Origin of the sequence: Streptomyces sp. NBC_01341 (assembly GCF_035946055.1) — a bacterium.
Lineage (GTDB): Bacteria > Actinomycetota > Actinomycetes > Streptomycetales > Streptomycetaceae > Streptomyces.
In genome coordinates, this window is sequence record NZ_CP108364.1 from 4,546,119 (window position 1) to 4,560,464 (window position 14,346).

Consider the following 14,346-nt stretch of genomic DNA (forward strand, 5'->3'; position numbering starts at 1 on the left):
CCCGTCAGCTCGTGTACGCCTTGGCGGCGTCGGACTCCAGTTTCGCCTGGGTCCCCGCGATGTCCTTCGGGTTCTTGAGGAAGTCCTGGAGCGTCTTCCACTCGCCCTTCCCGGGTGTCCCGCCGAACGACTGCGGGGCCTGGTCGGACATGTCGAACCTGACGTCGTCCCCGGCCGCGATCAGCGCCTCGGCGATCTTGCGCTGTACGTCGTTCGGGTAAGCAGCCGCGTCCAGGCCCCTGTTGGGCGAGATGAACCCTCCGGCCCCGGCCCAGATCTTCGCCGCGTCGGTGGACGCGAGCCAGGTCAGCAGCGCCTGCGCGCCCTTGCCGTCCTTCAGTGCCACGGCCGCGTCGCCGCCCGTCACCACGGGGGAGTCCGCACCCACCGCGGGGAACGGGAACACCTTGGCGTCCGTGCCGATCTTCGCCTTGGTCTGCGCGATGTTGATGGACACGAAGTCGCCCTCGAACACCATCGCGCCCTTGGGCTGGTCGCCGCCGGTGAACGTCTGGGTGACCGAGACGGGGAACTCGGTCTGGAGCGCGCCGTCGGCGCCCCCGGAGATCAGGCTCGGCTTGCCGAACAGCTCGGCGAGGGTGGTGAGGGCGTCCTTGACGGAGGGGTCCGTCCACTTGATCTCGTGCTTGGCCAGCTGGTCGTACTTCTCCGGACCGGCCTGCGAGAGGTAGATGTTCTCGAACCAGTCGGTGAGCGTCCAGCCGTCGGCGCCCCCGACCGAGACCGGAGTGACACCCGAGGCGGACACGGTCTCGGCCGTGGCCAGGAAGTCCTTCCAGGTCTTCGGCTCACTCGCGCCCGCGTTCTCGAAGGCCTTGGTGTTGTACCAGACCAGGGACTTGTTGGCGGCCTTGAAGTAGACCCCGTACTGGGTGCCGTCGACCGCCCCGAGGTCCTGCCAGACCTGGGCGTAGTTCTTGCTCAGCTGGGCCTTGGCCTCGGCTCCCACCGGCTTGGCCCACTTCTTCACCACGGCCTGCTGGATGGCGCCCACCTGCGGGATCATGGCCACGTCCGGGGGCTGGCCGCCCGCGATCTTCGTACCGAGGAAATTGACGATCGGGTCCTGCGCCGGCACGAAGGTGACCGTGGCGCCCGTGCGCTTCTCGAACTCGTCCAGCACCTTGGTGAAGTTGGCCTGCTCGGGGCCCGTCCAGACCGCCGCCACCGAGATCTTCTCGCCGTCGAGCTTGGGCAGGGTGACGCTCGACGGGCTGTCCTCGCCCTTGCGGGAGCCGTCGCCCGTCTTGTCCTTGCCGCTGCCGCCGTCGTCACCGCAGCCCGTGAGGGCCAGCGCTCCGAGCGCGGTGAACACCACTGCGGCCCTACGCATTCGAAGGTTTGTGCGCATTTCTGCCCCGTTTCTTCTGTGCGCATGTACGCGAACCGGCACCGAACTGCTGCTCGCCGCACTGTCGTTCACGCCTCCCGCCGGTCCCGGTCCGCGTCGTCCGTGCGCACAGTCCTACGCCCGGGGCACCAGCGCCGCAATACCGTCTTCGCCCGCAACTCGGTGATCGTGATGGGCTCGTGACGTCATGCCGAAACAGTGCGGACGGGGAACGCCGCGATCCACGACGGCGCGGCGAGGTGCCGGACGGCATGGGCCCGGCACGATCCGGCGGGAGGCGTCAGGAGTGCGGGAGCAGCGGCGGCAGCCGTCCGGCGTTGACCGAACGGGCCGCGCGTTCCAGGGCACTGGCCAGCAGAGCCAGGTCCGTCGGGCCGTTGCCCAGCTCACGGACGGGCCGGCGGGTGGGGGGATCCCCCATCCGCTCCCACTCCAGCGGTACGACGGTGGGGCGCTGCGTCGCCGTGCGCGGGATACGACCGGTGACCCGGCCACCCTGGAACGGGGTCACCCGGCCGTCCGGATGCCCCAGCCGCCCGCGGCCCGGCGCGGGCTCGTCCGGGGACGGGGGGACGACGGGCGGGTCGAGCACGATGCGCAGCCGGGCGCCCCGGGCCAGCTCGGTGTCCTCGGTGCGGTCGGGGCGGGCGGACGTGGCGACCAGGTGGACGCCGAGACGCCCGCCGTCCCTGGCGACGGCTTCCAGCACCCGCACGACCGATCCGGCGGACGGACGTCCGGGACTGCCGAGTGCCGGGGCGACCAGGGCGTCGAAGTCGTCGGCCAGCACCACCAGCCGGGGCAGCGGGGAGGGACCCGGGTCCACGGGACGGGCCGCGGCGGGCCGCAGCCGCAGGGTGCCGCCCGCCGGTGTCTCGATGTCGCCGTGCTGTTCGGCGGCACCGGCGGGACGCCGGCCGGGGTGCGGCGCCTGCGACTGCTCGTACCGCGCGTGCCAGTCGGTGAAGTCCAGGTCCCCGAGCAGCTCCGCACGGCGCTTCAGCTCGCCGCCGAGCGCTTGGGCGAACTCCCGCATCCGGACGGGGTCCGAGGCCACGAGGTGGGTGAAGACGTGGGGCAGTTCGGTGCACGGGCGCAGCCCCTCGCCGAGCTCCCCGTGCTCACCGCCCGCTCCGTCGATCAGGAGGATGCCGAGCCTGTCCGGCCGGGCGGCCGACGCCAGGGAGGCGGCGACGGCGCGCAGCAGCTCCGTACGGCCGCTGCCGGCGGGGCCCTCGACCAGAAGATGCGGTCCTTCGTCGGCCAGGTCCACGGACAGCGGGCCCCGGGGGCCGGCCCCGAGCACGAGCACGGGACGTCCCGCGTAGTGCGAGGAGGGCGCGGCGCCACTGCCCGTGCCGTCGCTGTCGCGCCGCTGGGTGCCGATCCGGGAGGAACCACCGCTGCCGGAGCCCGCCGGGTAGGGGGAGCCGCCCGAGCCGGAGCTGGTCGGCCCGCCGCCCCGGAACGGGGTGTGCTCGGGGGATTCGCGGGGTGCGCCGACCCGAGGGCCCGTGCTCAGGGTGCGGCCGGAGCACGCCGGGTCCAGGTCGGCGCCGGGCGCCGCCGCCTGCACCGTCGCGCCGGGCTGCGCCTCGGCGGTGGAGGCCCAGCGTGCCATCAGGGAGGCAGGCGTGGCCCTGGCCAGACCCAGCTCGTCCAGCAGGCGGGCGGACGGGGGCAGAGCGGCCGCGGCCATCGGCCGGCCGTTCAGGGATGCGGAACCCTCGTCCCGCAGCGGGGCCAGCGCGCGCCCGAACCGCTCGGCCCACGCGGCCGAGACCGCGTCCACCGCGGCGACGGTGCCGTGCCCGGCGGCCTGGCCGCCCGCCGTGCGCAGCAGCCGCAGCGCGGTCGCCACATCACCACTGAGCATGGCCACCGCACCGCACTCGCGGAAGGCGATCGAGGCCCGGCAGGCGCTGTCGTAGGTCGCGGCGACCGGGGAGGTGGGGGAGGCGGCCGGTGTCTCGGCCAGACAGATCAGATGGATGCCGGCAGCCGCACCGGAGCCGGCGAGCGCCGCCGTGGTCTCGCGCAGCGACGCGGAGCCGGGGTCCCCGTCGACGATCACCACGGTGCGTGGCCCGGTGTGCCGGCGGGCCGCCGCGGCCACCGCTGACCGGTCCGCGCTGGCCCAGCCGGGGCCCAGGGGCCCCTCCTCCACGCGGCGTGTCAGCTCTGCCGCACGAGCGGTGGCCTGCTCGCGGTCGTACGCGAGGAGCAGCCGGCAGTCCTGGCCGTGCATGGGGCGCAGGTGCGGCAGCCAGCCGAGCCAGGACCACTCGCGCCGCCGCTCCTCCTGGCTCCGGGCGCGGTCCGAGCTGATCAGCACGATCTCCAGGTCGAACGGCGAATGCAGCGCCGCGAGCTGCGCCACGGTCGAGCGGACGAGCCCGGACAGCCTGTCGCGGGGGCCCGCGAGGCCGAGCGAGCCCGCTTCCCTGAGCCCCACGGTGACCGGCACGGCGGGCAGGTCCGCACGCTCCGTCGTGCCCAGCCGCACGACCAGGGCCTCGGGGTGTGCGATGTCGCGCTCCCACAGGCGCGGGCCGGGCCCGAGCGCCGTGAGGAGCACGGTCGCGGGGTCCGGCCAGGTCCCGGCCGGTGCCGAGGGCGCGGGGGCCGGGAAGGTGTGCGGAGCGGCGGTGGCGCCGTCGGCCCGCGCCGCACCGTAGGGCCCCTCCTGGGCCGAGTCGGTCCTGCCGCCGGTGAGGCGCCGGGCCCAGGCCCCTATACCGCCGCGTCTGGCGGCTCCGCCGTGGGTGAGTTCGGCGCCGTGGACGCGGACGCCGTCGAGGTGGGCGTCGTGGCCGGACGGATCTTCGTCGAACGGGTCGTGCGTGCTCCGCCCCGAGGGCGCGGCGCTGTAGCCGTGCGGCTCCCCGTCGGTGCCGGCGCCCGGCCGGCCGTCCGGTCCGTGGGTGCCGCCGGCGGCGGGCCGTGCGACCCGGAGGTGGCCCTCGCCGTCCGGCGCCGTCGTGAGCGCGGGCGTACGTGTGCCGGAGGTGAGCCGGAGCGTGGACTCGCCCAGCCGCAGCAGGGCGCCCGGCAGCAGTGGGACCGGGCGGCCGCCGACCTCCGCACCGTCCAGCGAGGTGCCGTTGGTGGAGCCCAGGTCGGACACCGTGACCCGGCCGTCCGGGGAGACCGTGACCGCGCAGTGCAGCCGCGACACGTCCGGGTCGTCCAGGGGGACGTCGGCCTCGGCGGAACGGCCGATGCGGATCTGCCCGCCGTGGAGCAGGTGGACCCCGCCGGCGTCGGGTCCCGCGATCACGTGCAGGCGTGCCGGGACGGCGTCGTCGGCCGCCTCGTCCTCACCGGGCATCTGGAGCGAGAGCACGGCGCCGTCCACCAGGGGCGGCTCGCCGAGGGCGCAGCGCTGCGGGTCCAGACGGTCACGCCCCGAGTACAGCACGGTGGCGCCGCCGCCCAGGGATCCTTCCGGGCCGGACACCGCGGTGGCCAGCCCGGAGGCCACGGCCGCCAGGGCCGTCCCCGCGGGGGCGGTGACGAGCACGTCGCAGGCACGTGCCGGGGTCTGGCCGCTGCGCGGCGCGAGGACGGTCAGCCGGATCTGCATCGCGTCAGCGGTCCCTTCTGCGCGGGGTGCCGGCAGGGGGAGAATGCCCTGTGATTCCCCCCACCCGGCACGGACGCGTCGTCCGGTACAGGTCGTCACGGAGCGTGAGTCCCCCGACCACACGGTTCCGTGTTGCTGGCATCCTCGCACCTGCCACTGACAACACGCCCGGGGGTGGCCGCTAAGTGATCTTGATTGGCCGAGTACGGGTGCAAAAGTGCCTGCTTGGTCCTGCCAGGGCCGTGCTGCACACTCGTTCGGCAACCAACTCCTCCGTGTCGGCGTCTTCCCTCGAACATGACCGGAGGACGACCGGCCGGTGCCCCGTACCGCGGCACTAGAGTGGGCCGGAACATCCGGGCGGGCCCGGGGGGACCGCCAGCACAACGATCAGCAGGGAGCGCATGACGTGCGGCCGGTAGGCAGCAAGTACCTGCTCGAGGAGCCGCTGGGACGCGGCGCCACGGGCACCGTCTGGCGAGCCCGCCAGCGGGAGACCGCGGGCGCCGAGGCGGCCGTCGCCGGGCAGCCCGGCGAGACCGTTGCGATCAAGGTGCTCAAGGAGGAGCTGGCCAACGACGCGGACGTCGTGATGCGGTTCCTGCGCGAGCGCTCCGTGCTGCTGCGGCTCACCCACGCGAACATCGTCCGGACCCGGGACCTCGTGGTCGAGGGCGATCTCCTCGCTCTGGTGATGGACCTGGTCGACGGTCCCGACCTGCACCGTTACCTGCGCGAGAACGGTCCGCTCACCCCGGTCGCCGCCTCGCTGCTCACGGCGCAGATCGCGGACGCGCTCGCCGCCAGTCACGCCGACGGCGTGGTCCACCGCGATCTCAAGCCGGCCAACGTGCTCCTCGACGAGCGCAACGGCGAGATGCACCCGATGCTCACCGACTTCGGCATCGCCCGTCTCGCGGACTCCCCGGGGCTGACCCGCACCCACGAGTTCGTCGGCACCCCGGCGTACGTGGCACCGGAGTCCGCCGAGGGCCGCCCGCAGACCTCCGCCGTGGACATCTACGGCGCGGGCATCCTGCTGTACGAGCTGGTCACCGGCCGACCCCCCTTCGCCGGGGGCTCCGCACTCGAAGTCCTGCACCGGCACCTCAGCGAGGAGCCCAGACGCCCCGGCAACGTGCCGGAGCCGCTGTGGACCGTCATCGAGCGCTGCCTGCGCAAGGACCCGGACCAGCGGCCCAGCGCCGTCAGCCTGGCCCGCGCGCTGCGTGCCGTCGGTGCCGGCGTCGGAGTGCACGCGAACTCGGCGCAGATCGCGGCCGCCGAGGGCGTCGGTGCCCTGCTCGCCCCCGACCCGGCCCCCGCCGCCGTGCCCGGGACCCCCGGCGCCGCCGACCTCACGCAGGTGCTGCCCGGGAACGCGGGCTCGTACGACCCGGCCGCCCCGACCAGCGTCATGCAGCAGACCGCGGGTGCGGGCGGCCAGGCCGACCCGACGGCGATGATGCCGCCCGTGCCGCCGCATCCGGACGGCCCCCCGCGTCCCGACGAGCCGCACCCGTGGCAGTCCCAGCTCAGGGCGGCCCGCGACCGCAACGAGCAGACGCAGGTCCAGTACCTCGACCCGAGCCAGGATCCGCTGCGCCGCCGCCCCCAGCGCCAGCAGCAGGCGCAGCAGCAGCCCCAGCATCAGCAGCGCCCCCAGCACCAGCAGTACCCGCAACAGCAACAGCAACAGCAACAGCGGCAGCAGCAGCCCCAGCGCTACAGCCAGCCGCAGCAGCAGTCCCAGCGGCAGCAGTACGCGCCGCCGCAGCGCCCCGCTCCGCAGCCGCCGGCACCGCGCCAGCCGAGGCAGCGCAGTGCCAACCCGATGCGCATCCCGGGCCTCGGCTGCCTCAAGGGGTGCCTGTTCTCGGTGGTGCTGCTGATCGTCGCCGCCTGGCTCATCTGGGAACTGACGCCGCTTCAGGACTGGGTCGCCCAGGGGCAGAGCTTCTGGAGCGCCATAGGAGACGGCATCGACAAGGTCACCAAGTGGTTCGAGGACCTCGGGAGCGGCTCGGGCAGCTCCAGCGGGTCCACCGGCCAGTAGGCCGCCCCTGCCTGTGCCTTTGTCGACTTCCGCGGGGTCAATTCGCCCGCAGAAGTGAAGGTTGGCGCCATCCAGGGCACGCAACCCCCCGATCGCCGCGTAACTTTGTCGACCGGGGGGTCAACGCCAGCCGCTGAGGGAGCAGTCTTGGCACGGAATATCGGCAGCCGGTACACCGCGCACCAGATCCTGGGGCGTGGCAGCGCAGGCACGGTGTGGCTCGGTGAGGGGCCCGAGGGCCCGGTCGCCATCAAGCTGCTCCGCGAGGACCTCGCGTCCGACCAGGAGCTCGTGGGCCGCTTCGTGCAGGAACGCACCGCGCTGCTCGGACTCGGCCACCCGCACGTCGTCGCCGTCCGCGACCTCGTGGTGGACGGCACCGACCTGGCCCTGGTGATGGACCTCGTACGGGGCACCGACCTGCGCACCCGCCTGGACCGGGAGCGCCGCCTGGCACCCGAGGCCGCGGTGGCGATCGTCGCGGACGTCGCCGACGGCCTCGCCGCCGCGCACCGCGCCGGAGTCGTGCACCGCGACGTCAAGCCGGAGAACATCCTGCTCGACATGGAGGGCCCGGCGGGCCCCGGCGGCTCGCACCCCGCCCTGCTGACCGACTTCGGCGTCGCCAAGCTGATCGACACCCCTCGGCGCACGAAGGCCACCAAGATCATCGGCACGCCGGACTACCTGGCTCCCGAGATCGTCGAAGGGCTCCCGCCACGCGCCGCCGTGGACATCTACGCCCTCGCGACCGTGCTCTACGAGCTCCTCGCGGGCTTCACCCCCTTCGGAGGCGGACACCCCGGGGCGGTCCTGCGCCGCCACGTGACCGAGACCGTCGTGCCGCTGCCGGGCATCCCCGAGGAACTCTGGCAGCTCCTGGTCCAGTGCCTGGCCAAGGCCCCCGCCTCCCGCCTGCGCGCGTCCGAGCTCGCCGCCGGACTCCGCGCGCTGCTCCCGCTCCTGTCGGGGATACCGCCGCTCGACGTCGACGAGCCGGACACCGAGGAACCGCAGGCCTACGACGAACAGCCGTACGCGCCGGTCCCCGAGGAGCCGCGCCGTCGCGGTGCTGTCCCGCTGGTGCCCGGGTCGAGCCCCGACTCCAACCGGGACACCCACACCAGCATGCGCGTCCCCGGGCCCGACGAACTGGCGGGCGGCCCCCTCGGTACCGCCCGTGCCCCGCGTGCCCCCGGCCGCCCCCGCCCCGGTTCGGCCCGGAACAGGTCGGCGGCCGTCCGCAAGCGCAGGATCACCCTCGGTGTCGCCGTGGTCGCCCTGTGCGCGGCCCTGGGAGTCGGGGGCTGGCTGGCCATGGGCGGCGACGACACCGGGACGCCCCCCGAGGACACCCGGAATTCGGCGCCGGCGACTCCCTGAGGCCCGGCTCCGTGCCGGGCCGGATCCGGGGGATGGACGGGTTCACTCGTCCAGCCGTTACGCTGGACCCGTGGCAGTCGTCGATATTTCCGAAGAGCTGAAGTCCCTCTCCTCGACCATGGGGTCGATCGAGGCCGTCCTGGACCTCGATTCGCTGAGGACCGACATCGCCGCGCTCGAGGAGCAGGCGGCGGCGCCGTCCCTCTGGGACGACCCGGAGGCGGCACAGAAGATCACCAGCAAGCTTTCGCACCTCCAGGCCGAGGTCCGCAAGACCGAGGCACTGCGCGGTCGCATCGACGACCTCGAGGTGCTCTTCGAGCTGGCCGAGGACGAGGGCGACGCGGACGCCCTCGCGGAGGCGGAGTCCGAGCTGCAGTCGGTCCGCAAGGCGCTGGACGAGATGGAGGTCCGCACACTCCTGTCCGGCGAGTACGACGCCCGGGAGGCACTGGTCACCATCCGGGCCGAGGCCGGCGGCGTCGACGCCGCGGACTTCGCGGAGAAGCTCCAGCGCATGTACCTCCGCTGGGCCGAGCGGCACAACTACAAGACCGAGGTCTACGAGACGGCGTACGCGGAAGAGGCCGGCATCAAGTCGACCACCTTCGCGGTCGAGGTCCCGTACGCCTACGGCACGCTCTCCGTCGAGCAGGGCACCCACCGGCTCGTCCGTATCTCGCCCTTCGACAACCAGGGCCGCCGCCAGACCTCCTTCGCGGGTGTCGAGGTGCTGCCCGTCGTCGAACAGACGGACCACGTCGAGATCGACGAGTCCGAACTCCGCGTGGACGTCTACCGCTCCTCCGGCCCCGGTGGCCAGGGCGTCAACACCACGGACTCCGCGGTGCGCCTGACCCACCTGCCGACCGGCATCGTCGTCTCCTGTCAGAACGAGCGCTCGCAGATCCAGAACAAGGCGTCCGCGATGAACGTCCTCCAGGCGAAGCTCCTCGAGCGCCGCCGCCAGGAGGAGCAGGCCAAGATGAACGCCCTCAAGGGCGACGGCGGCAACTCCTGGGGCAACCAGATGCGGTCGTACGTCCTGCACCCGTACCAGATGGTCAAGGACCTGCGTACGGAATTCGAGATGGGCAACCCCGAAGCGGTCTTCAACGGCGAGATCGACGGCTTCGTGGAGGCCGGCATCCGCTGGCGCAAGCAGAGCGAGAAGTAGCCGTAACCGTACGGTGGTTGAGCCCGGGCAGGGAATGCCCGGGCTCTTCGCGTATGCGGGGGCCGCACCGCGAAGTGAGGGAAAGTTGTGGTGAATGGGTCACAGTCGCACCCCTGAATAGCCGTCAAGGCCCCCTATAACACCGCGAATACCACCGGAACCGCCTTGACGTAGTCCTTATCTCTGGACAGGGTGCTAGGACAGCACGCGTATGTCCGGGACAGGCGTGATCGGGGGAGGGCGGGATGACCACGGTACGGCGTGGCCCCGCGGAGAGCGTGACCCCGCAGGGCCGAGGACCGCATAGTGCTGTTCCAGCGACGAGATCAGCTACTGGGGGTAGCAACAGATGACGAAGAAGACGCGAATCCGCGTCGCGCGTATAGCCGCGGGCGCGGTTATCGCAGCAGGCGCCTCGCTCACCGCAGCGGGCGCCGCCCAGGCCGTCGGAATCAACATCGGTGTGGACGCCGACGTGACCGGTGTCAGCGTGCAGGCCGGCGCCGCCGATGGCGGCCTGATCGACGGTGGCACCACCGATGGCGGGACGGCCGACGGTGGGACCACGGACGGTGGCACGACCGACGGTGGGACGACCGACGGCGGCACTGTGGCCGGCGGTGTCGACAACGGCGGCACCAGCGACGGCGGCACCACCGATGGTGGGACCACGGACGGCGGGACCACCGATGGTGGCACCACGGACGGTGGCACCACCGATGGCGGGACGACCGACGGTGGCACCACCGATGGCGGGACCACGGACGGCGGGACCACCGATGGTGGCACCACGGACGGTGGCACCACCGATGGCGGGACCACGGACGGTGGCACCACCGATGGCGGGACGACCGACGGTGGCACCACCGATGGCGGGACGACCGACGGCGGGACCACCGATGGTGGCACCACGGACGGTGGCACGACCGATGGTGGCACCACGGACGGTGGCACGGACGGCGGGACCACCGGTTCCGTGACCGGTGGCGAGGACGGTGGCACCGACAGCGGCGCTGGCACCTGCACCGTCGACCTCGACGGCGCGGCCTGCGCCGACAACACCGACACGGACAGTGTCGGCAACCAGCCGGTCGAGCAGGGCAAGGGCAAGGACGAGCTCGCCGAGACCGGTGCGGCCGAGACCACCTTCCTGCTGCTCGGCGCCGCGACGATGATCGCCGGTGGCATCGGCTTCCGCTTCCTGCCGCGTCTCGCCGGCAGCGGTCGTACGGCCGCCTGACGTCCGCACACGCACGGTGAAGGGCCCGGGAGAGCCGACACGGCCTTCCGGGCCCCTTCGCGTTCGGGACCGGCTCCAGCGGCCGCAGGCGCCCGTCAGCGCCTCTCCGGCCGACAAGGGCCGCGGCAGGACGTCAGACGGCCTGGTGCGCCAGCAGTGCGAGAGCGGCCACCAGGATCACCATCAGAGCGATCAGCATCGCCGGATTGAGGCCCGCGAAAGGACCATCCTGCTCCTGCATGCGCTCCCGGCTCGCCCGGCATACCGGGCAACGCCCCTCGGCCACGGGCGACGCGCAGTTCGCGCACACCAGTCGGTCATAGGTCATGCGCAGTCCTCCTCCCGCGCGGCGGAGCCGCATTCACGTGCTTTCCGCACAACGCTCCGGGAAACGCAACTGTTCCCCTACCACTGTGCCAGCTCGGGACGGTTTCGGCGCGGCCCGCCGGACAAGGTCCGGCACGCCCCGTTTCGTTCCGGGCCCCTTTCCTGCACAAATCCCCCATTGACGGACGCCGACTGCACGCCCGAGCCTGGTTCGCGTATGGTCACGCTCACCTACCCCCGGCCGACCGTGGTGCATTCGTGATCCGATTCGACAGCGTCTCCAAGACCTACCCGAAGCAGAGCCGTCCAGCTCTCCGGGACGTCTCACTCGACATCGAGAAGGGCGAGTTCGTCTTCCTGGTGGGCTCCTCAGGCTCCGGCAAGTCCACCTTCATGCGCCTCATCCTCCGGGAGGAGCGCGCCAGTCAGGGCATGGTCCACGTGCTCGGCAAGGACCTCGCGCGGCTGTCCAACTGGAAGGTGCCGCAGATGCGCCGCCAGCTGGGCACGGTCTTCCAGGACTTCCGGCTCCTCCCGAACAAGACCGTCGCCGAGAACGTCGCCTTCGCGCAGGAGGTCATCGGCAAGCCCCGCGGCGAGATCCGCAAAGCCGTGCCCCAGGTCCTCGACCTCGTCGGTCTCGGGGGCAAGGAGGACCGGATGCCCGGCGAGCTCTCCGGTGGTGAGCAGCAACGTGTGGCGATCGCCCGGGCCTTCGTCAACCGTCCCATGCTGCTGATCGCGGACGAGCCGACGGGCAACCTGGACCCGCAGACCTCCGTGGGCATCATGAAGCTGCTGGACCGGATCAACCGGACCGGCACGACCGTGATCATGGCGACCCACGACCAGAACATCGTCGACCAGATGCGCAAGCGCGTCATCGAGCTCGAGCAGGGCCGCCTCGTACGTGACCAGGCGCGTGGCGTCTACGGCTACCAGCACTGAGAGGGAGCACCCTCCGGCTGCCGGCCCCACCGGGTATCTGCACGAGCATCGAGTACTGAAAGGACGCCATGCGCGCCCAGTTCGTCCTGTCGGAGATCGGCGTCGGTCTTCGTCGCAACCTCACGATGACCTTCGCGGTCGTGGTCTCCGTCGCCCTTTCGCTCGCCCTGTTCGGCGGCGCGCTGCTGATGCGCGAGCAGGTCAGCTCGATGAAGACCTACTGGTACGACAAGGTCAACGTCTCGATCTTCCTCTGCAACAAGAACGACGCCAAGGACGTGCCCAAGTGCGCCAAGGGCGCCGTCACGGCGGAGCAGAAGAACGAGATCAAGGCCGATCTCGAGAAGATGGACGTCGTCGAGAAGCCGGTCCAGTTCGAGACGGTCGACGAGGCGTACAAGCACTACCAGGAGCAGTTCGGCGACTCCCCGATGGCCGGCAACATCACGCCGGACCAGATGCAGGAGTCGTTCCGGGTCAAGCTCAAGGACCCGCAGAAGTACAAGGTGGTCGCCACGGCCTTCGCAGGCCGTGACGGGGTGCAGTCCGTACAGGACCAGCGCAGCATCCTGGACAACCTCTTCGGACTGATGAACGGCATGAACGTGGCCGCCGTCTTCCTGATGGCACTGATGCTGGTCATCGCGCTGATGCTCATCGTGAACACCGTCCGGGTCTCGGCGTTCAGCCGGAGACGTGAGACGGGCATCATGCGGCTGGTAGGGGCCTCGGGCTTCTACATCCAGATGCCGTTCATCATGGAGGCCGCCTTCGCCGGTCTCATCGGCGGACTGCTCGCCTGCGTCATCCTGCTCGCGGCCCGCTACTTCCTGATCGACGGCGGTCTCGCGCTGCAGGAGAAGCTGAACCTGATCGAGTTCATCGGCTGGGACGCGGTGCTCACGAAGCTGCCCCTGGTCATCGCGATCGGGCTGCTGATGCCCGCCGTTGCGGCTCTCTTCGCTCTGCGCAAGTACCTCAAGGTGTGACGAGCGCCCCGTACGGCATGCGGCCAACGCGCCGTGTGCCGGCGGGGCGTTGTCCTACACTCGGCCACATGCCGGGCCCTGCGCACCACCTGAAATCCCGCGGCCTCCGACGCGGGGCGGCCCTGACGTTGGTCTTCGCGAGCGTGCTGGCCACGGCGGCGGCCACGGGGTCGCTGCCCCGCGAGGGCGAGGAGGGCACGGAGATAAAGGCCCGTGCCGTCTCCTCGACCGTCGGGTCCGTGGACCGCGAGGAGATCGCCGAGGCGGTCGCCGACGCCGAGGCCGACGGGAAATCGGGCAAGGACGCGGCCGAGGAGGTCGTCAGCCGCAGCGGGGACCGCTGGGGCGCCGTCTACGACGAGCGCGAGTACGAGGACTTCGAGCGGTCCCTGGACGGTTCCTACACCGGGGTGGGCGTCTCCGCCCGCCGGTCGGTCCACGGGGACGTCACCGTCACGGGCGTACAGCCGGGCGGTCCCGCGGACCGCGCGGGCGTGCGCAAGGGCGACGTGCTGCGCACGGTCGACGGCCGCCCGGTCGGGAAGCGCCCCGTCGCCGAGGTCGTGGCGTTGCTGCGCGGGGACCGCACCGGTGCGGCCGAGGGGACCTCGGTGGCCCTCGGGCTGAGCCGCGGTGGCCGTGCCTGGAGCGCGGAGCTGCGCCGGGCCCGGCTCACCACGGACCCGGTCAGCGTCCGCAGGCTCGGCGCGAGCCCCTCCGCCGCCGTGCTGATCAAGGTCGCGGCCTTCACCAAGGGTGCGGGCACGGCGGTCCGCGACGCCGTGGACGACGTCCCGGGGGACGCCGGGATCCTCCTCGACCTCCGGGCCAATTCCGGCGGGCTGGTCACCGAGGCCGTGACCGCCTCCTCCGCCTTCCTGGACGGGGGGCTCGTCGCCACCTACGACGTGCACGGGGAGCAGCGCGCGCTGTACGCCGAGCCGGGCGGGGACACCGAGCGGCCGGTCGTCGTCCTGGTGGACGGCGGGACGATGAGCGCGGCCGAGCTGCTGACCGGTGCGCTGCAGGACCGGGGGCGGGCGGTGACCGTGGGGTCGCGCACCTTCGGCAAGGGCTCCGTGCAGATGCCCAGCAAGCTGCCGGGGGGTTCGGTGGCCGAGCTGACCGTCGGCCACTACCGCACCCCCGCCGGCCGGAGCGTCGAGGGAAGGGGCATCACGCCGGACGTCGGGGCGGGCCCGGAGGCCCAGCAGCGGGGCGAGACGGTATTGAGTGGCCTCGGGGGTGGGTCGTAGTGCGAAAATGAC

At 72.2% G+C, this 14,346-nt stretch carries 10 protein-coding genes; 7 read left to right on the forward strand and 3 right to left on the reverse strand.

The window, feature by feature from the left end; genetic code table 11:
• Positions 1 to 4: 4 nt before the first annotated feature.
• Positions 5 to 1,372 (reverse strand): ABC transporter substrate-binding protein, encoded by a 1,368-nt coding sequence (locus OG206_RS20080; protein WP_327117998.1) that lies wholly within the window; start codon positions 1,370 to 1,372, stop codon positions 5 to 7.
• A gap of 280 nt (positions 1,373 to 1,652) precedes the next feature.
• Positions 1,653 to 4,958, reverse strand: coding sequence for an FHA domain-containing protein (locus OG206_RS20085; RefSeq protein ID WP_327118000.1), 3,306 nt, complete (start codon positions 4,956 to 4,958; stop codon positions 1,653 to 1,655).
• A gap of 409 nt (positions 4,959 to 5,367) precedes the next feature.
• Between OG206_RS20085 and OG206_RS20090 the strand changes: the two genes are divergently transcribed.
• The 4 genes from OG206_RS20090 to OG206_RS20105 all read left to right on the forward strand — a co-directional run bounded on the left by OG206_RS20090 (position 5,368) and on the right by OG206_RS20105 (position 10,814).
• Positions 5,368 to 7,014, forward strand: a complete 1,647-nt coding sequence (locus OG206_RS20090) for a serine/threonine-protein kinase (RefSeq protein WP_327118002.1) — start codon at positions 5,368 to 5,370, stop codon at positions 7,012 to 7,014.
• A 147-nt stretch (positions 7,015 to 7,161) separates the two neighbouring features.
• Positions 7,162 to 8,397, forward strand: a complete 1,236-nt coding sequence (locus OG206_RS20095) for a serine/threonine-protein kinase (protein ID WP_327118004.1) — start codon at positions 7,162 to 7,164, stop codon at positions 8,395 to 8,397.
• A 70-nt stretch (positions 8,398 to 8,467) separates the two neighbouring features.
• Positions 8,468 to 9,574: a peptide chain release factor 2 gene (gene prfB, locus OG206_RS20100; RefSeq protein ID WP_327118006.1), complete on the forward strand. Its 1,107-nt coding sequence runs from the start codon at positions 8,468 to 8,470 to the stop codon at positions 9,572 to 9,574.
• A 349-nt stretch (positions 9,575 to 9,923) separates the two neighbouring features.
• On the forward strand, positions 9,924 to 10,814 hold the full coding sequence (locus OG206_RS20105; protein ID WP_327118008.1) for an LPXTG cell wall anchor domain-containing protein: 891 nt from the start codon (positions 9,924 to 9,926) through the stop codon (positions 10,812 to 10,814).
• Positions 10,815 to 10,947: 133 nt separating this feature from the next.
• Here OG206_RS20105 and OG206_RS20110 read toward each other — a convergent pair whose 3' ends face one another.
• Positions 10,948 to 11,142 carry a hypothetical protein gene (locus OG206_RS20110; protein ID WP_327118010.1) on the reverse strand — a complete coding sequence of 65 codons (195 nt, stop codon included), beginning with the start codon at positions 11,140 to 11,142 and terminating at the stop codon, positions 10,948 to 10,950.
• A 257-nt stretch (positions 11,143 to 11,399) separates the two neighbouring features.
• Between OG206_RS20110 and ftsE the strand changes: the two genes are divergently transcribed.
• The 3 genes from ftsE to OG206_RS20125 all read left to right on the forward strand — a co-directional run bounded on the left by ftsE (position 11,400) and on the right by OG206_RS20125 (position 14,334).
• Complete coding sequence (gene ftsE / locus OG206_RS20115; protein WP_327118012.1) at positions 11,400 to 12,089, forward strand: cell division ATP-binding protein FtsE; 690 nt, start codon at positions 11,400 to 11,402, stop codon at positions 12,087 to 12,089.
• A gap of 68 nt (positions 12,090 to 12,157) precedes the next feature.
• Positions 12,158 to 13,078 (forward strand): permease-like cell division protein FtsX, encoded by a 921-nt coding sequence (gene ftsX / locus OG206_RS20120; protein ID WP_327118014.1) that lies wholly within the window; start codon positions 12,158 to 12,160, stop codon positions 13,076 to 13,078.
• A 68-nt stretch (positions 13,079 to 13,146) separates the two neighbouring features.
• The gene (locus tag OG206_RS20125; protein ID WP_327118016.1) at positions 13,147 to 14,334 is read left to right on the forward strand and encodes a S41 family peptidase; all 1,188 of its coding nucleotides are present in this window, start codon (positions 13,147 to 13,149) and stop codon (positions 14,332 to 14,334) included.
• Positions 14,335 to 14,346: the final 12 nt, after the last annotated feature.